We start from the raw sequence: 17,434 nt of genomic DNA on the forward strand, positions 1-17,434 counted from the left end.
ATGGATCACCAGCCGCCCAAGCCGCGCAAGAGCATGCATGCCCAGATCGTTCAGGACTTGGGCATGCACATCGTTTCCGGCCGCTTCAAACCCGAAGAACGCCTGCCCATGGAGGCCACGCTCTGCGAGGAGTACAAGGTCAGCCGCTCGGTGTTGCGTGAGGCGACGCGGGTGCTCAGCGCCAAGGGCCTGGTGTATTCCAAGCCACGGGTGGGCGCGGTGGTGCGGCCACGCTTGAAATGGCACCTGCTGGACCCGGACGTGTTGTCCTGGCTGATGCAGTCCACGCCCCACAGTGAGTTCTTCAACACCCTGGCCGGTGTGCGGCGCATCCTCGAACCGGAAATCGCCGCCATGGCCGCGACCACCGCCACCGACGAAGACATCGCTACTATCGAAAAAGCCTACGTGGGCATGGAAACCGCGAAGACTCACGACGACCTGTTGCAGGCCGACCTGGACTTCCACCGTGCGATTGCCGACGCCACCCGCAACGACTTGCTGGCCTATATGTGCAACATGCTGTCGCTGCCGTTGCGCGAGTCGATCAACATCACCAACCGCCGCCCGGACATCCAGGGCCTCAGCCTGCCCCGCCACAAGGCCATCCTCACCGCCATCCAGAACCGTGACGCCCTCGGCGCCCGGCACGCCTCGCTGGTGCAACTGGATGACACCCGCGTGGCGCTGGACACCGTGATGAATGTGCTGACCCCGCTGTAAATCCATCGTCTACGCTCAGGGGGGCAGTTCGAGGAACCGGCCATGCGCGGACGACGCTCGCAGTACCACGGCATTCATGACGTCGTGGCGCCCTCCACGCCTGTCTGAAAGGTAGAGGATGATGCAATGGTCAGGCTTGTCATACTGCTATTAGGGGTTGATTACCTTCGGTCATATTGGCGCACGCTGACAGTCATTGGGGTTGTCGGCATCCTTGCCGGCAGCATCGTGTTTATTGATGCACTGGATGACGCACTGTACTTCCCGATAAACCCCTTCGCCTGGTTATTGTTGCTCGAAGGCAGTGCGACGTTGATCGTCGCTCACAGTGGGATCGTCGGGCAGCGCAAGCTGCGCTACCTCAAAGGCTTCTCTTTTGTGCTGGCGGCATCACTGATCCTGGCGGGCCACCACCACGGCAACTTTATTCTTTCGATGATATTCGGCACGCTGTTTTTAGCCGACGGCTTACTGCAGATCGTGTCCGCTTATGTTGTCCGCTACCGAACCTGGCGCATCGCAATGTTCGGCGGCGGGGTCGAAATCGCTTTGGCCATCTTCTTCTTTCAACCCTACCCGACAGACTATATCGGCACGGTCCCCTACTGCCTCGGGCTGGGATTGTTTTTTGCAGGTTGGAATATGTTGCTTGTTGCTGGCCGCGCCCGCCGAATGGTCTCCAACCCTGCGCTGGATGGTGATGCGCAGAGTCCCATTCCTGGGCCAAGTCACAAAAAACCAACCGAGCGGGACAGTGCGACAGACGACAATGCCCAGGCCCTTATCGTCCATATATGGACGCCCCTCGGTGTAGCGAATGCTGAAGTTGTGCGCCGCCCATTGATAGAACGGTATATCGCCGCCGTGGACAAGAATGGGGTGATATCAACGGGGCACGCCGCACTGGAAGCGCCGGATGGTCTGTACGTGAGCCTTTACCCAGCGGAGGACATCGACCATTCGCCCGACCAGTTCATGCGCCTGTTGCGGGCCACCGACGATAACAACATGCCGGGAGAGTTTCAGTCCGATTACCTCACGGAATCGCAGGCATGGTGCCCGTCTACCGTTCAAGTACACCTGCGTAACTATGACCCACAGCACTTGCATGACTTTTGGGAGACATACCGTAAAGACACCACCTATAACCTCACCCACCGCAATTGTTCCAGCAGCGTCATACAGGTGCTTGAAGCGGCTCTGGAAGGGTCTTTAGGGCGTATCTGGGGGCATTACGGCCTCTACCGTATTCTGGGAAAAATATTCACTACGCCGGAATTATGGGTGGCCATTCAAATCCGTAAACGCGCGCAAACCATGGCTTGGACGCCAGGCCTGGCACTCGATTATGCGCGGGCGCTCAGTATGCTGGTAGACCCCAGGCCCACTGGCTGGATCAATACCACCCAGCGTGCGTTTCAGAAAATACGGTCTTTACGCCGTCAGTGGCAAAAAGAAAAAGCATTGGCTGAGTCCAGTAGAAAAAACCCGCCGGATGATCTCAAAAAACCTATGTGAGTTTTACTCCGCCCGCCTCTGGGTCCTTATCACGCCTGACGGACCTGCGTTAGCTGACTCGTTTCGATAAAAAACCCGGACACTGTCCGGGTTTTCTTACCCTAGGGTTTTATCAACTGCCCAACTCGCCACGGGTGTCTGCGTCGAAGCGCTGACGGGCCTGATCAGCCGCCGGTTTGAGCAAAGCGAGCAGCGCCACCTCACTGTACAACTGAGTGACCGCCAGCTCCTTGGGGGTCGGTTCAATCGGGATCAGCAGCTCTTCGCCGTCGGCGTGCAGCCAGATGGCCACAACGTGCAGTGCCGAGATGAATAACACGCGCAGCTCCACGGTTTTACCCTGCAATTGCGGCGACTGTTCCGCCAGTTTCAGCGCATCCACCGTCGCGGCTGCCAACGTCCCGTGGTTGAGCGACGCGAACTCGACATGGCCGCGTACGTCGGCCAATTGCGCGTCGGCAATCGTCGCGCCATCGGCAAATACCAGGTAATGCCAATCGCCGACCTCAGCGTCTTTCAGGCCTTTACCGAGGCTCAGGTCCTCCAGGCTGAGCGAGTAGCCACGATAGCCTTCGCTCAGCCTGATTTGGCCCGGCACGGCGGCTGCGAATTGGCGATTGATGCCGAAGCCCTGGGTTTGCAGCGCGGCTTGCAGCGCTGGACGCAGTACCTGTACGCCGTTGGAAGGCGCCTTTGGATAAGTCAGTTGCATGATGCAGCCCTCCTCAGTTTTTTACGGTGAAGTAAGTGTTGGTCCAATTGCCGCCGCCGTTGTACGAACCGGGGAACGAGTTCAATGCGCGAGTCGAATAACCGTAGATCGAATCTGCGATCAACAGGTAGTTGCCGTTGGTGCCATAGATCACCAGAAAGTGCGCGCCGCCACCGTACCAGGCGCAACGCAAACCGATGGGGCGGCCCATGTTGAGCTGGTTCTGGATGGCCGACATCTGCAGCGAGCCTTGATTCATGCCGTTGTAGCTGCGCGTGATCCGAAGCGCGGAATCCAGGTAACCGTATACGTTGCACGGTCCCGGCTGGTTGCAGCAGTTGCGGTCCAGCGCGTTGCTGGCCACACCGCACTGGGTCCAGGACCCGGTGCCGTAGTAGTTACCGACTGACGCGGAAACAGCCGCCCAACACCAGTTGGTCTGGGTTTGTTTCTGCATGCTGAAATTCAGGCTGGCGGCAGCCATTGCCTTAGGCTGATAAGCCGCTTCGACTTCGACCAATTGCGGGTCGAGCAGATGACCGATCAGGCAGTTGGGCTGTGTGTCGCCGGTGAATCGGGTTGTTTCAGGGGTTAACATTTTTCAATCCTCCATGAATGAAAACACGCGTCCAGCGTGTAAAGGTGCAGCGGTGTTGCTGAGCTATCGACGTTCCGGGATGCCCGTATTCGAGGGCGCGTTCCGATCTGGCTCGAGGTAACCCTAGGCGTGAATATGCATTAACGCAAACATATAAATGCATAACTGCATATTCATTGAAGAAGAGTGCAGACTACGAGGATCACCGCGTTCGCTGCCTCGACCGGCCTGTCGCCGATTGATAACAAAACGCCCCAAACAAATCGGGGCGTTTTGCATTGGCCTTCATCAGGGTGTTGTCACAGCGTCAACCCGGGCATGCTTCCCTTCACCAGCATGATTGATAGCACCTGGGGGGTAAGTTTTCAGCACTCGGCCTCAGGCTGTTTTAGAGAGAAATTTCATGGCTGAAGCTGGGACGGGTCCGCCTCACTGTGGCTGTTGTCCTCAGCCTTGATCAGAACGTTGCTGTCCTCGTCAATTTGATAGGGAACATCAGCTTCTACACCGTCGATGCCCGTCTTGACGACCACGTTGGTGTAACGCTTACCGTCCCAGCAGCGGAAAACCAGTGTCGAGTTCTCTCCGCCTGAAAGCGTCGAGCCGAGACTCCCTATAAGCCGGCTGTCAGCGCCTGCGGTCAATACGCAGTTCTTGCCAGCCGTCAGCTTGCTACGATCCCCGGCCATCAGCACACAATCGTCGCCGGCAGTGAGTTTGCTCCGGTCGCCAGCCGTCAGGTAACTGTTGCTGCCGGCCAGGAGCTTGCTGCGATCGCCCGCTGTCTGGGTGCTGTCTGCACCGGCAGTCAGCTTGCTGCGGTCGCCCGCCATCTGGACACTGTTAGCGCCGGCGATCAACGTGCTGCGAGAACCCGCTGTTTGCGAACTGCCTTTGCCGGCGATCAACATACTTTTGTGCCCTGCAATCTGAGTGCTCTCATGGCCCGCAATCAGCGAACTCTTATGGCTCGCAATCTGGTTGCTGCCGTATCCCGCCGTCAGGCTGCTGCGCATGCCTGAGGTAAGACTGCTGCCGTAGCCCGCCGTCAGTACACTGTGCAGTCCACTGATGAGTGTGCTGCCATAACCCGCGGTCAAACAGCTGCGCGTGCCACTGGTCAAGCTGCTGCCATAACCGGCAATCAGCGAGCTGTCCTGCCCTGCAATCCCGGTGCTGCCATAACCCGCGGTGAGCGTGCTGTCGCGCTCCGCCATCTGGGTACTGCCATAACCCGCCGTTAATGTGCTCTCAAAACCGGCGGTCTGCGAACTGCCGTAGCCGGCCATCAACGAACTGCTAAACCCGGCTGTTTGCGTGCTGCCATAGCCGGCGGTTAGCGTACTGCTGTCCAGTGCAGTTAGCGTACTGCCATAACCCGCGGTCATGACACTGCCGTAACCCGCAGTCTGGGTACTGCCATAACCCGTCGTCAGGCTGCTGTTGTAGCCGGCAGTTTGAGTGCTGCCGTAACCGGCGATCAGTGTACTGTTGTAGCCCGCCGTTGAAGTGCTCCCATAACCGGTCGTCAGCGAGCTTTCTTCCTGGGCGGTCTGGGTGCTGCCGTAGCCTGCGGTCAGGGTGCTTTTGTAGCCGGCGGTTTGCGTACTGCCATAGCCGGCAATCAGCCTGCTTTCATAGCCGGCTGTCGATGTACTTCCGTAGCCGGCAGTTAACCAACTTTGCTCCTGAGCCGTCTGGCAACTGCCGTAACCCGCTGTCAACGTAGACTCATAGCCAGCGGTCTGGGTGCTGCCGTAACCCGCGACCAACGAACTTTGATAACCCGCAGTCGAGGTACTGCCGTAACCCGTGGTGAGCGAGCTATTGTCCTGGGCCGTTTGGGTACTGCCGTAGCCGGCAGTCAGGGTGCTCTCATATCCCGATGTTTGCGTACTGCCGTAGCCGGCGATTAATGAACTGTTGAATCCGGCAGTTGAGGTACTGCCATATCCCGCAGTCAGCGAACTGTCCTCCTGAGCGGTTTGGGTGCTGCCGTAGCCCGCAGTGAGTGTACTTTCGTGTCCTGCGGTCTGAGTACTGCCGTAGCCTGCGATCAGCGAGCTGTCAGCGCCGGCGGTACTCGTACTGCCATAACCTGCGGTGAGTGAACTGCCTTCTTGTGCCGTCTGCGTGCTGCCGTATCCGGCAGTCAGAATGCTTCCGTAACCGGCGGTCTGGGTACTGCCGTAACCGGCGATCAACGAACTGTCGTAACCACCGGTTTCAGTACTGCCGTAGCCGGCGATGAGATCACTGCTTTCCTGGGCGGTCTGAGTGCTGCCATATCCCGAAGTCAGAATGCTTTTGTAACCCGCAGTCTGGGTGCTGCCATAACCTGCAATCAACGCACTTGCGTGACCGGCGGTCTGCGAGCTGCCGTAACCGGCAGTCACCATACTGCCAGGTCCGGTGGTGGCCGTGCTGCCGTAGCCGGCAGTCAGGTCACTGCCTTCCTGAGCCGTCTGAGTACTGCCGTAACCCGCAGTCAGGGAGCTCTCTCCCCCCGCAGTTTGGGTGCTGCCATAGCCTGCGATCAGCGAACTGTCGGAGCCCGCAGTGCTCGTGCTGCCGTAACCGGCGGTGAGATCACTGCCCAATTGAGCTGTTTGCGTACTGCCATAACCGGCAGTCAGGGAGCTGTCTGTGCCAGCAGTTTGCGTGCTGCCGTAGCCGGCGATCAGCGAACTGTCGGAGCCCGCAGTGCTCGTGCTGCCGTAACCGGCGGTGAGATCACTGCCCAATTGAGCTGTTTGCGTACTGCCATAACCGGCAGTCAGGGAGCTGTCTCCCCCGGCAGTCTGCGTGCTGCCATAACCGGCAATCAGTGAGCTGTCGGAACCCGCAGTGCTCGTACTGCCGTAACCGGCAGTAAGATCACTGCCCACTTGAGCCGTTTGGGTACTGCCGTAACCGGCTGTCAGGGAGCTGTCTGTGCCGGCAGTCTGCGTACTGCCGTAACCTGCGATCAGCGAGCTGTCGGAGCCCGAAGTGCTTGTACTGCCGTAACCAGCGGTGAGATCACTGCCTTTGCGGGCTGTTTGGGTGCTGCCATACCCTGCGGTCAGAGAGCTTTCTCCGCCGGCCGTTTGCGTGCTCCCGTAGCCAGCGATCAGCAAACTGTCGGAGCCAGCGGTGCTCGTACTGCCATAACCGGCGGTGAGATCACTGCCTTCTTGAGCCGTCTGGGTGCTGCCGTAACCGGCGGTCAAGGAGCTTTCGCCCCCGGCTGTTTGCGTGCTGCCATACCCAGCAATCAGCGAACTGTCGGAGCCGGCGGTGCCAGTGCTGCCGTAGCCGGCGGTGAGATCACTGCCTACCTGAGCCGTCTGGGTACTGCCGTAACCGGCGGTCAAGGAGCTTTCGCCCCCGGCTGTTTGCGTGCTGCCATACCCGGCAATCAGCGAACTGTCGGAGCCGGCGGTGCCAGTGCTGCCGTAGCCGGCGGTGAGATCACTGCCTACCTGAGCCGTCTGGGTACTGCCGTAACCGGCGGTCAAGGAGCTTTCGCCACCGGCCGTTTGCGTGCTGCCATACCCGGCAATCAGCGAACTGTCAGAGCCGGCGGTGCCAGTGCTGCCGTAGCCTGCGGTGAGATCACTGCCCACCTGAGCCGTTTGGGTACTGCCGTAACCGGCGGTCAAGGAGCTTTCGCCCCCGGCTGTTTGCGTGCTGCCATACCCGGCAATGAGTGAGCTGTCGGAGCCGGCGGTACTCGTACTGCCATAACCGGCGGTGAGATCACTGCCTTCTTGCGCTGTTTGGGTACTGCCGTAACCGGCGGTCAAGGAGCTTTCGCCCCCGGCCGTTTGCGTGCTGCCATACCCGGCAATCAGCGAGCTGTCGGAGCCGGCGGTGCCGGTGCTGCCGTAGCCTGCGGTGAGATCACTGCCTACCTTGGCTGTTTGTGTACTGCCATACCCCGCCATCAGGGAGCTTTCATCGCCGGCGGTTTGTGTACTGCCGTAGCCGGCAATGATCGAACTATCAGAACCCGACGTTCCGGTACTGCCATAGCCTGCAATAAGTGTGCTGCTGTCTCCGGCAGTTTCAGTGCTGCCGTAGCCGGCAATGAGTTGGCTCTGATTAGCGCCAGTGAGCGTACTGCCATACACGGCCGTTTCCAGCGTTTGCGGATGACGCACAGTGGTACGACGATTGACGACATCGGGAGCAGTGTTAGTAGTAACCGGCAGGACGGGAAGGACAGACGTCGTCGCTGATTGCGCGTCAGGACTAACAAATGCCTCAATCAAATTTGTCGTGGAGGCTTCATACTTGCAAGCATTGTTATAAATAAAGTCCAGTGCACTGCTTCGCGTGCCGACGTGAACAACTTCAGCACGCGAAAATTTTACGCCCTCATCCTCTTCGAGGAAAATCAGCTCACCCACTGCCACTTCACACACCACCCATTTCGCGTCTGCCTGTGGGCTCAACTGCGCACTCGCGCCCTGCCCCCACAAAACGCCAGCCAACCCGTTTTCAAGCTTGATGGTGGGTTCCCAAAACTTGCATTCGACCACTCCTGAAACAGGCCAGATCAGACCACAGTGGTCGGCCATATTATTAGCGCATGTTCGCAGAACCAGAACTTTTTCGGTTTTCATTTTTAAACACCTTTTACAACTACTTTCTCTAAAGTCCTTTGGAGGCAAACTTCCATGACAAACATATATGCAAAGTCAAGACGGCCGATAACGCGAGCACTGACAAATAAATTTGACTGTGCTTTGCTGGAAACCAAACACCTTATTCTTGAATAATCAGGAAAACATTGACGGCATCAAACCACTGGCAAACAACGTAATAGAACAGCAAGGCGGCTATCAACGGCCCACCCTGTGTCTATTTTTACTGTCCGACATAACCCTTTAAACGCATGCAGTCGTTCATCAGTTCAATCTGTTTTTGCGCAATAACAATCCCGTCACCCACGGCATTGCCCATGCCGGAGGTTTTGTCATTAGCCGAAGGCGAAGAGTGATAACTTGCCGTTGCTGCTTTGGCCTCGTACTGACACTGGGCCTTGTCGTGCGCACTATCAGTCGTGCGCCCGTCTACTCTGGTCCAATTACGAACCGATGTTGTGCACGCACACAACATCAACGTGAGCAACATCACCAACAGACATCTCATGGTTAACTCCTGGGGTAAACCAGCACGTCCACTGCGCCGCCCTTCAACTGTGGACGACGATCGGGTCGGGGACTGTATGGGCGAAACTCACCGTCTGTCGCCCTGAGGCCATCATGGGATGCATCGAAGTAAAAGTGAAGTTAAACGAAGTATATTTCAGTACCGATAAGAAATACTTAATCAGGAGTTTGACAATGAAGCTCGATGCGAAGCAAATGCAGGCATTTCTGGCCGTCATCGAAGGTGGCAGTTTCGAAAAGGCTGCGGAATATCTGAACGTGACTCCGTCGGCAGTCTCGCAGCGAATACATGCACTTGAGGCGCGTCTGGGGAGTTCAGTAGTGGTGCGGGGCCGGCCGTGCGAGCCGACTCAGGTAGGGAGAAAGTTGATGAATTACCTCCGTCGCGCGACCGTGCTGGAGGAAGAACTACTCAACGATATAGAAGGAAACGGCGAGGACTATTTACGCTTGGTGATAGGCGTCAACGGCGACACCTTGAACACATGGTTTTTCCCGGCATTGGCAGATACTTTTATCAGCGAAAACATTCTTCTGGAGCTGGTGGTCGATGATCAGGATCATACGTACGCCCTGTTGGAGAGTGGGCAAGTCATTGGTTGCATAGGCACGCGCCCAGTGCCGATGCGTGGCTGCTTTGCAGAACCGCTAGGGTTGGTTCGCTACCAACTGGTGGCATCGACGGCGTTTCAGGAGCGATGGTTCCCGTCAGGGCTGACACGCGACGCCGCACGCAAGGCACCGGTGCTTGCCTACTCTCGCAAAGACACATTGCAGTCAGAATTTTTACAGTCGCGCTTAGGCTTGCACGCAGATGCCTTTCCGAGCCACTACCTGTCGCTCCCCGAAGCGCGCTTTCGGGCAATACGTCATGGCCTCGGCTACGGCATGGTTCCACAGATGAAAGCCAGTACCTTGCTTAAAAGTGGAGATCTGGTGGATCTGGACCCTGGCCATTTCACCGAGGTTGCGTTGTATTGGCACGCCTGGGCCTTGCAATCGCCACGCATGGAAGCGCTCTCCAACCATGCAGTGTCTGCCGCCAGGCGCATCTTGAATTTCAAGAGTCAGGAGGCATTTGTGGTTGGCACCTCGATCAGATAACAGGATCGCCCTTTCAAGACTCGCTTATGCAACGGGGAAATAAAGCCCTCACTGTCATCCAAATCACTGGATTTTTCGCAGTGTAAAAATCAACAAAGTCTTCGCTTCGAAATAATCACGCCAGCCGCCCCCCGCCCCCGCCTCTCGATGAGCGCTTGAAACCTGATACACCGCAACTTAAACGATTCAGGCCCCAGGCGAACCTTTCTCCGCAAACGGGCGTCCGAGCTTAAGCACTGTTGCTTATCGCCCGCCGCGAGGTTCACGTTTGAAAGCCGCCATCATCAAAAAGTACCGCTTGGTCATCAAGACCATGGGCTATGTGGGCTGGTCCCTGTTCTGGCTATTGTTGTGGGATGTCGCCGTCACGGTGGATTTCATGCTGTTCCTGACCACCAAGATCAACCTGCCGCTGATGCCCCTTACACTGCTGGGTTCGGCGCTGGTGGTGCTGATCAGTTTTCGTAACAGCAGCGCCTATAACCGCTGGTGGGAAGCGCGCACGCTGTGGGGTGCGATGGTGAATAATTCACGCAGCTTTGCACGCCAGGTGCTGACCCTGCTGGATGATGCGGACGGCGAAGTAAACCCGGTCAAAGCCACTCTGCTGCGCCGCCATGTGGCCTACGTGAATTGCCTGGCGGCGCACCTCAGGGGCAAGCCCTGCCCGGACGAAGTGCGCGCGTTTATCCCGGCCGAAGAGTTCGCGCGCAACGGCGCCACCAACAACTTTGCCAATGACATCCTTACCAGCTCGGCGACGTTATTGGCGCATGAATACAAGGCCGGCCACCTGGACAGCATTCGCCTGGCACGGCTGGAATCGACCCTGGTGGACCTGTCCAACGCCCAGGGCGGCATGGAACGTATCGCCAACACGCCGCTGCCCTACCCCTACGTGTACTTTCCACGGCTGTTTATTTCGCTGTTCTGCCTGATCGTGCCGGTAGGTTTGGTGGAGTCCCTCGGTTGGTTCACCCCACTGGCGTCGACGGTGGTGGGCTTCATGCTGCTGGCAATCGAGCGCATCGGCACCGACCTGCAAAGCCCGTTTCACTCCAGCGAACACCAGATCCAGATGGAGACTATCTGCGAAACCATCGAGAAGAACCTGCAGTCGATGCAGCGTGATGCCTTGGCTTGAGCTCGCTCGAACGCCGCTGGCCTTGAACCCAATCACCACCACAATGCCGAGTGCCAGCGCCGCCGACCTTGGCATAGGAAGTGAGACCAGACGTTGTGTGGCGGGCCCACGCGCTGCGCCGGTAGTTGACTCACGTAATCATCACCCAGCCTGTAACAGACTATTACCGAGCGTAATGTACTAACCAGTTACTTATCTTGCTAACATTCGACCTTTAGTCACTCACCTTCGAGTCCTGTCGACATGAAACGAGCATCCCGCGCCGCTGGCGCCTCAAGATATCTGCTGCTGGGCCTGGGCATCGCCATCGCCGTGCTCGGCGTGGCCCTGGCCGTTGGCGGCGCCAAACTGGTCAGCCTGGGCGGTTCCTGGTACTTCCTGATCGGCGGCGTGGCCATGGCCATTTCCGGCTTGCTGATCGCGCGTCGCAAACCGGCAGGCGCGTGGCTGTTCGCCGCCTTCCTGGTCGGCACGGCTGTCCGGGCGGTGGCGGATGTGGGGCTGGTGTTCTGGCCGCTGTTCTCGCGAGTGTTCATGTTTGCGGTGATCGGCCTGGTGGTGGCGCTGGTCTATCCGCTGCTGGTGGGCCGGCCTGCGCGCGGCGCGTATGGCATCGCCGCCGTGATGGCGGTCGGCGTGGCGGTCGCGGCGGGCAATATGTTCGTCGCCCACCCAAGCGTGGCCCCAACCGGCGCCGGCCCTGGCATCACGCCGGTTGCCGCAGCCGATGCACAGAAAGACTGGGCGCACTACGGCAATACCGAAGGCGGCAGCCGTTTTGCGGCGCTGGACCAGATCAATCGCGACACCGTCAATAAGCTCAAGGTGGCGTGGACCTACCACACCGGCGACGTGGCCATCAGCGACGGCAACGGTGCAGAAGACCAACTGACGCCCCTGCAGATCGGCAACAAAGTGTTCATCTGCACGCCGCATAACAACCTGATCGCCCTGGACGCCGACACCGGCAAAGAGCTGTGGAAGAACGAGGTCAACGCCAAGTCGGCGGTATGGCAGCGTTGCCGCGGCATGGCCTATTTCGACGCCACCGCGCCGATCGCCCAGCCGACCCAACCGAACAGCTCGCCGATCATTGCCGCCAGCGTGCCTGCCGGTGCGCAATGCCAGCGCCGTCTGCTGACCAACACCATCGACGCACGCCTGATCGCCGTGGATGCCGACACCGGTAAATTCTGCGAAGACTTCGGTACCCATGGCCAAGTCGATTTGAAAGCCGGCCTGGGCGATGTACCGGACAGCTACTACCAACTGTCTTCGGCACCGTTGATCGCCGGCACCACCGTGGTGGTTGGCGGGCGTGTCGCCGATAACGTGCAAACCGACATGCCGGGCGGCGTGATCCGTGGTTTCGATGTGATCAGCGGGCAAATGCGCTGGGCCTTCGACCCGGGCAACCCTGAAGACAAGCAAGCCCCTGCCGCCGGCAGCACCTATGTGCGCAGTACGCCGAACAGCTGGGCGCCGATGTCTTACGACCCGCTGATGAACACTGTTTTCCTGCCAATGGGCAGCTCATCCACCGACATCTACGGCGTGGAACGCACCCAGCTCAATCACAAATACGGCGCCTCGGTGCTGGCGCTGGACGCCTCCACCGGCGCCGAAAAGTGGGTGTACCAGACCGTCCACAATGACCTCTGGGACTTCGACCTGCCGATGCAGCCAAGCCTGATCGACTTCACCCCGCCGGGCAGCGACAAGGCCGTGCCGGCAGTGGTGATCGGCACCAAGGCCGGGCAGATTTATGTGCTCGACCGCGCCACCGGCAAGCCGCTGACCGACGTCAAGGAAGTCCCGGTCAAAGCCGCGAACATCCCTAACGAGCCTTACTCGTTGACCCAGCCAAAATCGGTTGGCATGCCGCAGATCGGTGCGCAGACGCTGAGCGAATCGGACATGTGGGGTGCCACGCCGTACGACCAGTTGCTGTGCCGTATCGACTTCAAAGGCATGCGCTACGAAGGCCTGTACACCGCGCCGGGAACCGATAAATCGCTGAGCTTTCCGGGCTCCCTGGGTGGCATGAACTGGGGCAGTATTTCCACTGACCCGGTGCACGGTTTTATCTTCGTCAATGACATGCGCCTGGGCCTGTGGATCCAGATGGTGCCGTCGCAGAACAAGGCCCAGGCCTCGTCCGGCGGTGAAGCGCTGAACACCGGCATGGGCGCTGTGCCGCTCAAGGGCACGCCGTACGCGGTGAACAAAAACCGCTTCCTCTCGGTGGCCGGCATTCCGTGCCAGGCACCGCCGTTCGGCACCCTCACCGCCATCGACATGAAGACCCAGAAGATCGCCTGGCAAGTGCCGGTCGGCACGGTGGAAGACACCGGCCCCTTGGGCATTCGCATGCACCTGCCGATCAAGGTCGGGTTGCCCACCCTCGGTGGCACCCTGTCGACCCAGGGTGGCCTGATCTTTATCGCCGGCACCCAGGACTTCTACCTGCGCGCCTTCAACAGCGGCAACGGTGATGAAGTCTGGAAAGCCCGCCTGCCAGTGGGCAGCCAAGGCGGCCCGATGACCTACGTTTCGCCGAAAACCGGCAAGCAATACATCGTCATCACTGCCGGCGGCGCACGCCAGTCCACTGACCGTGGCGACTACGTAATCGCCTACGCCCTGCCGTAACCACCCGCTGTTCGCGCGGTGCCCCCGCACCGCGCGTTCCTTCTACACAGGCAGTTTGGAAAATCCCGCATGACCTCCACTTCTCACCTACCGTTTGGGCGCCTGGTGCTGGGCCTGGCCTTTGCTGCCGCCCTGCCCGTTCAAGCCGACGACACCACCCTGACCGGCGACTGGGGTGGCCTGCGCCGTGAGCTCGACGAGCAAGGCGTGCGCTTTACCGGCGACTACAGCGGCGAGACCGCCTACAACGCCGACGGCGGCCAGCACCGCGCCGCACGCTACTCGCAGAACATCAAGCTCGGTGTGCAGTTCGACCTGGGCAAGCTCTACGGTTTCAACAACGGCGACCGTATCCAGCTGACCATCAACGACCGGCGCGGCACGAGCGCCTCCGAAGACCTGGTGGGCAACCGCCTGCCGATCCAGGAAAACTACGGTGGCCTCTACACCCGTCTCACCGAATTGAGCTACGAGCGCACGCTGTTCACTCCCGCGCTGAACGTCAAGCTGGGCTATATGGCCATGGGCAATGACCTCGGCGGCCTCGACAGCGGCATCCTGTGCAACTTCATGAACGCCGGTTTCTGCGGGCACCCGTTGAACATGTCCGGCGGCAGCGGCTGGACCAACTACCCGAATGCACGCCTGGGCGCGCGGGTGAAATATGACTTTTCACCGTCGTGGCAACTGCGCGTGGCGGCGTTCAACGTCGACCCGGACAGCAACGGCAATTCTAGCCGCGCCTGGCATTTGAACCCCAAGCGCACCACCGGCACCGTGGTGCCGATTGAGCTGGTCTACAAACACGCAGGCCCGCTGCCGGGTGAATACAAGCTGGGGTATTACTACGACAGTTCCGACGTGAAGCGGATCGGCAGCAACAAAGACGTCAGCGGTCGCGGCGGCCACTACCTGTTGATCGACCAGGCGGTGTGGGCGTCCAGCGCGTCGGCGGGCCGCGTGCTGCACGCCTTCGGCCAATACTCGGCAGCCAGTGAAGCGGCCTCACCGTTCACAAAATGGTATGGCGCGGGCATGGTGCTGTACAAACCGTTCGACGGCCGCCCACGCGATACCGTGGCCCTGGGTTATGGCCGCGCAGTGCCAAACCCGCGCAGTCGTGATGTACAGGAATTGGCGGCGTTTACCGCGGGGACGGACTACCCCAACTTGAATAATGCCGAGCAGTTGATTGAGCTGAGTTATGGCTACCAGGCCACGCCGTGGCTGACGGTGCGCCCGGATGTGCAATACATCATCGAGCCGGGGGCGTTTTCGGGTGAGAACATCGATAACGCGTTGGTGCTGGGGTTGCAGGTCAAGGCGGTGTTCTAGCGCCCTGACGCGGTGAACAATGTGGGAGCTGGCTTGCCTGCGATTGCGGCCTATCAGTGCCCGAGGCGCTGACTGACCCTGCGCTATCGCGGGCAAGCCCGCTCCCACAGTGGGGCCTCAATGCATCAGGTGAAGACGGGGCATTGCTGGCCTTTCGTCATGATTTGTAAAGGGCCAGCAAGGCGCGTCGCTTTTAATTGCAGGACGTTTCCTAGACAATCCCTGCCGCCTTGTGCCTGTTGGAATCGATGGCTAGTCTGCGCTCCGTCACTGCTCATCAGTGATCGGGTTTAGTCGCCCGACCTTTCATCACGTGCACGGTCTTCCATCAGTTTTATGGTGGCTGTGCGCAGGGCACCTTCGGGTGCGCCGGATTTTCCGTGATGGCCGGTCGACTAACCTGCGTACAGCCGCCACCCATTCGTTTAGTCGCGACGGGTGTCGACTCCTAAGCCATTACGGAGTTACACCATGAATAAAGTCGTCCCCGACCCACCCCTCAGCTCAGCCAAAGCCCGCGCCGCGTTCAACCGCGCCATCGACCATTACCTGCCCACCCACGGTGTTCAAATCGAAGACTTGAGCTTCGAAGATGCCCTGCTCTACACCGCCAGCTTGCTCGACAGCGCTTCGGCCACGACGCTCAATTGCAGTGAGAAGCTTGCAAGTCCCGAACGGGCGAAGATTCTGGCGGTGTGGCATTTGCTGGAGATGGCCAGGACGACGGTGGATCGCTCGATCGAATGCCTGAAACCTGAAACGCGGTAAAAAATGTGGGAGCGGGCTTGCTCGCGAATGCAGTGTGCCAGTCGCTACATGTGTTGACTGATACGCCGCATTCGCGAGCAAGCCCGCTCCCACAGTTGATCTACAGCGTTCTTGGGTTATTTGGACACCGGCATCGCAAACTCTGCGCCCTGCTCGATGCTCTCCGACCAGCGCTGCATGATCGACTTCTGCTTGGTGTAGAAGCGCACGCCTTCAGTGCCGTAGGCATGCATGTCGCCGAACAGGCTCTTCTTCCAGCCACCAAAGCCGTGCCAGGCCATCGGCACCGGGATCGGCACGTTGATGCCGACCATGCCCACTTCGATACGCCGTGCAAATTCGCGGGCGATGTTGCCGTCGCGGGTAAAGCAGCTGACGCCGTTGCCGAATTCGTGATCGTTGACCAGCTTGATCGCTTCGGCAAAGTCATCCACGCGCACACAGGCCAGCACCGGGCCGAAGATTTCTTCGCGGTAGATGCTCATGTCTCGGGTCACGTGGTCGAACAAGGTTGCGCCAAGCCAGAAGCCATTCTCCAGGCCGGGTTCGGTGGGCACATAGTCGCGTCCGTCGAGCAGCAATTGCGCGCCGGCTTGCACGCCTTGTTCGATATAGCCGCTGATGCGTTGCAGCGCAGCACGCGAGACGATCGGGCCCATCTCGGCCTTCAAGTCGCGGCCGTCGGTGATGCGCAGTTCTTTAGCGCGCGCGGTCAAGGCGGCAATCACCTTGTCCCCCACATCGCCCACCAGCACCGCCACCGAGATCGCCATGCAACGCTCGCCGGCACTGCCGTAGGCGGCGCCCATCAGTGCGTCGACGGTTTTTTCGATGTCAGCGTCGGGCATCACCACCATGTGGTTTTTTGCGCCACCCAGGCCTTGGACGCGCTTGCCGTGGCGGGCGCCGGTTTCGTAGATGTATTGCGCAATCGGCGTGGAGCCGACGAAGCTCACGGCCCTGACGTCCGGGTGTTCGATCAGCGCATCCACCGCCTCTTTGTCGCCCTGCACCACGTTGAACACACCTTTGGGCAAGCCGGCTTCACGCAGCAGCTCGGCCATGAACAGCGAGGCGCTTGGGTCAGTCGGGCTTGGCTTGAGGATGAAGGTGTTGCCCGCCGCGATGGCGATCGGGTACATCCACATCGGCACCATCACCGGGAAGTTGAACGGCGTAACGCCGGCCACCACGCCCAGGGGCTGGCGCATCGTCCAGTTGTCCATACCACGGGAAACCTGGTCGGAATGTTCGCCCTTGAGCAGGTTGGGAATGCCGCAGGCAAATTCAAGGATGTCGATGCCACGGTCCACCTCGCCCTGGGCGTCGGTGAAGACCTTGCCGTGTTCGGCGACAATGATGCGCGCCAGGTCGTCCTTGCGTTCACGCAACAGGTGCAGGTACTCGAACAGCACGCGGGCGCGGCGGATCGGCGGTGTGTCAGCCCAGCCGGCGAACGCGGCCTGGGCGGCAGCGACGGCTTCGCCAACGGTCTGGCGGCTGGCCAGGGCGACGCGGCCGGTCACTTCGCCGGTGGCCGGGTTATAGACGTCCTGATAGCGGTCATCGCGGCTCACGCGCTGGTCGTTGATGTAATGTTCGATCGTTGCAGTCATGGCAGTGGCCCCTGGGTCGGTAACGTTGGGACACACGATAGGCTTTCGGTTTGTTCCAAACCAGAGCAGAATCCAGAACTGATTGTCCTCATATGCGAACAATAG

At 59.5% G+C, this 17,434-nt stretch carries 12 protein-coding genes; 7 read left to right on the plus strand and 5 right to left on the minus strand.

Annotated features, from left to right (window positions below):
* Both ACDZ94_RS19780 and ACDZ94_RS19785 read left to right on the plus strand, forming a co-directional pair.
* Positions 1-723 carry a FadR/GntR family transcriptional regulator gene (locus ACDZ94_RS19780; protein ID WP_064452821.1) on the plus strand — a complete coding sequence of 241 codons (723 nt, stop codon included), beginning with the start codon at positions 1-3 and terminating at the stop codon, positions 721-723.
* Positions 724-849: 126 nt separating this feature from the next.
* Positions 850-2,241 carry an HdeD family acid-resistance protein gene (locus ACDZ94_RS19785; RefSeq protein ID WP_128588062.1) on the plus strand — a complete coding sequence of 464 codons (1,392 nt, stop codon included), beginning with the start codon at positions 850-852 and terminating at the stop codon, positions 2,239-2,241.
* Positions 2,242-2,353: 112 nt separating this feature from the next.
* Here the strand turns inward: ACDZ94_RS19785 and ACDZ94_RS19790 are convergent, their stop codons facing one another.
* The 4 genes from ACDZ94_RS19790 to ACDZ94_RS19805 all read right to left on the minus strand — a co-directional run bounded on the left by ACDZ94_RS19790 (position 2,354) and on the right by ACDZ94_RS19805 (position 8,690).
* Positions 2,354-2,953: a hypothetical protein gene (locus ACDZ94_RS19790; RefSeq protein ID WP_262665095.1), complete on the minus strand. Its 600-nt coding sequence runs from the start codon at positions 2,951-2,953 to the stop codon at positions 2,354-2,356.
* A 13-nt stretch (positions 2,954-2,966) separates the two neighbouring features.
* The gene (locus ACDZ94_RS19795; protein ID WP_432750644.1) at positions 2,967-3,551 is read right to left on the minus strand and encodes a papain-like cysteine protease family protein; all 585 of its coding nucleotides are present in this window, start codon (positions 3,549-3,551) and stop codon (positions 2,967-2,969) included.
* 401 nt (positions 3,552-3,952) lie between these two features.
* A complete protein-coding gene (locus ACDZ94_RS19800; RefSeq protein ID WP_432750645.1) occupies positions 3,953-7,696 on the minus strand; it encodes a beta strand repeat-containing protein in 3,744 nt (1,247 codons plus the stop codon).
* 709 nt (positions 7,697-8,405) lie between these two features.
* Positions 8,406-8,690 carry a hypothetical protein gene (locus tag ACDZ94_RS19805; RefSeq protein ID WP_069553840.1) on the minus strand — a complete coding sequence of 95 codons (285 nt, stop codon included), beginning with the start codon at positions 8,688-8,690 and terminating at the stop codon, positions 8,406-8,408.
* Between the two features lie 194 nt (positions 8,691-8,884).
* On the opposite strand from ACDZ94_RS19805, the gene argP reads away from it, so the two are divergent.
* The 5 genes from argP to ACDZ94_RS19830 all read left to right on the plus strand — a co-directional run bounded on the left by argP (position 8,885) and on the right by ACDZ94_RS19830 (position 15,713).
* The gene (gene argP, locus ACDZ94_RS19810) at positions 8,885-9,814 is read left to right on the plus strand and encodes an HTH-type transcriptional regulator ArgP (RefSeq protein ID WP_064454956.1); all 930 of its coding nucleotides are present in this window, start codon (positions 8,885-8,887) and stop codon (positions 9,812-9,814) included.
* Between the two features lie 268 nt (positions 9,815-10,082).
* Positions 10,083-10,958, plus strand: coding sequence for a bestrophin family protein (locus ACDZ94_RS19815; protein WP_064452827.1), 876 nt, complete (start codon positions 10,083-10,085; stop codon positions 10,956-10,958).
* Between the two features lie 243 nt (positions 10,959-11,201).
* Positions 11,202-13,610 (plus strand): glucose/quinate/shikimate family membrane-bound PQQ-dependent dehydrogenase, encoded by a 2,409-nt coding sequence (locus tag ACDZ94_RS19820; protein ID WP_432750646.1) that lies wholly within the window; start codon positions 11,202-11,204, stop codon positions 13,608-13,610.
* A gap of 69 nt (positions 13,611-13,679) precedes the next feature.
* Positions 13,680-14,945, plus strand: coding sequence for a carbohydrate porin (locus ACDZ94_RS19825; protein ID WP_432750647.1), 1,266 nt, complete (start codon positions 13,680-13,682; stop codon positions 14,943-14,945).
* A 471-nt stretch (positions 14,946-15,416) separates the two neighbouring features.
* Positions 15,417-15,713, plus strand: a complete 297-nt coding sequence (locus ACDZ94_RS19830) for a DUF6124 family protein (RefSeq protein WP_064452830.1) — start codon at positions 15,417-15,419, stop codon at positions 15,711-15,713.
* 116 nt (positions 15,714-15,829) lie between these two features.
* Here ACDZ94_RS19830 and ACDZ94_RS19835 read toward each other — a convergent pair whose 3' ends face one another.
* Positions 15,830-17,329 (minus strand): CoA-acylating methylmalonate-semialdehyde dehydrogenase, encoded by a 1,500-nt coding sequence (locus ACDZ94_RS19835; protein ID WP_432750648.1) that lies wholly within the window; start codon positions 17,327-17,329, stop codon positions 15,830-15,832.
* Positions 17,330-17,434: the final 105 nt, after the last annotated feature.

Source organism: Pseudomonas sp. UBT, assembly GCF_050915955.1.
GTDB classification, from domain to species: domain Bacteria; phylum Pseudomonadota; class Gammaproteobacteria; order Pseudomonadales; family Pseudomonadaceae; genus Aquipseudomonas; species Aquipseudomonas antarctica_A.

Coding starts and splice junctions, on each gene's coding strand:
- ACDZ94_RS19780 (WP_064452821.1), top strand. CDS start 1: ATGGATCACCAGCCGCCCAAGCCGCGCAAGAGCATGCATGCCCAGATC.
- ACDZ94_RS19785 (WP_128588062.1), top strand. CDS start 850: ATGGTCAGGCTTGTCATACTGCTATTAGGGGTTGATTACCTTCGGTCA.
- ACDZ94_RS19790 (WP_262665095.1), bottom strand. CDS start 2,953: ATGCAACTGACTTATCCAAAGGCGCCTTCCAACGGCGTACAGGTACTG.
- ACDZ94_RS19795 (WP_432750644.1), bottom strand. CDS start 3,551: ATGTTAACCCCTGAAACAACCCGATTCACCGGCGACACACAGCCCAAC.
- ACDZ94_RS19805 (WP_069553840.1), bottom strand. CDS start 8,690: ATGAGATGTCTGTTGGTGATGTTGCTCACGTTGATGTTGTGTGCGTGC.
- argP (WP_064454956.1), top strand. CDS start 8,885: ATGAAGCTCGATGCGAAGCAAATGCAGGCATTTCTGGCCGTCATCGAA.
- ACDZ94_RS19820 (WP_432750646.1), top strand. CDS start 11,202: ATGAAACGAGCATCCCGCGCCGCTGGCGCCTCAAGATATCTGCTGCTG.
- ACDZ94_RS19825 (WP_432750647.1), top strand. CDS start 13,680: ATGACCTCCACTTCTCACCTACCGTTTGGGCGCCTGGTGCTGGGCCTG.
- ACDZ94_RS19830 (WP_064452830.1), top strand. CDS start 15,417: ATGAATAAAGTCGTCCCCGACCCACCCCTCAGCTCAGCCAAAGCCCGC.
- ACDZ94_RS19835 (WP_432750648.1), bottom strand. CDS start 17,329: ATGACTGCAACGATCGAACATTACATCAACGACCAGCGCGTGAGCCGC.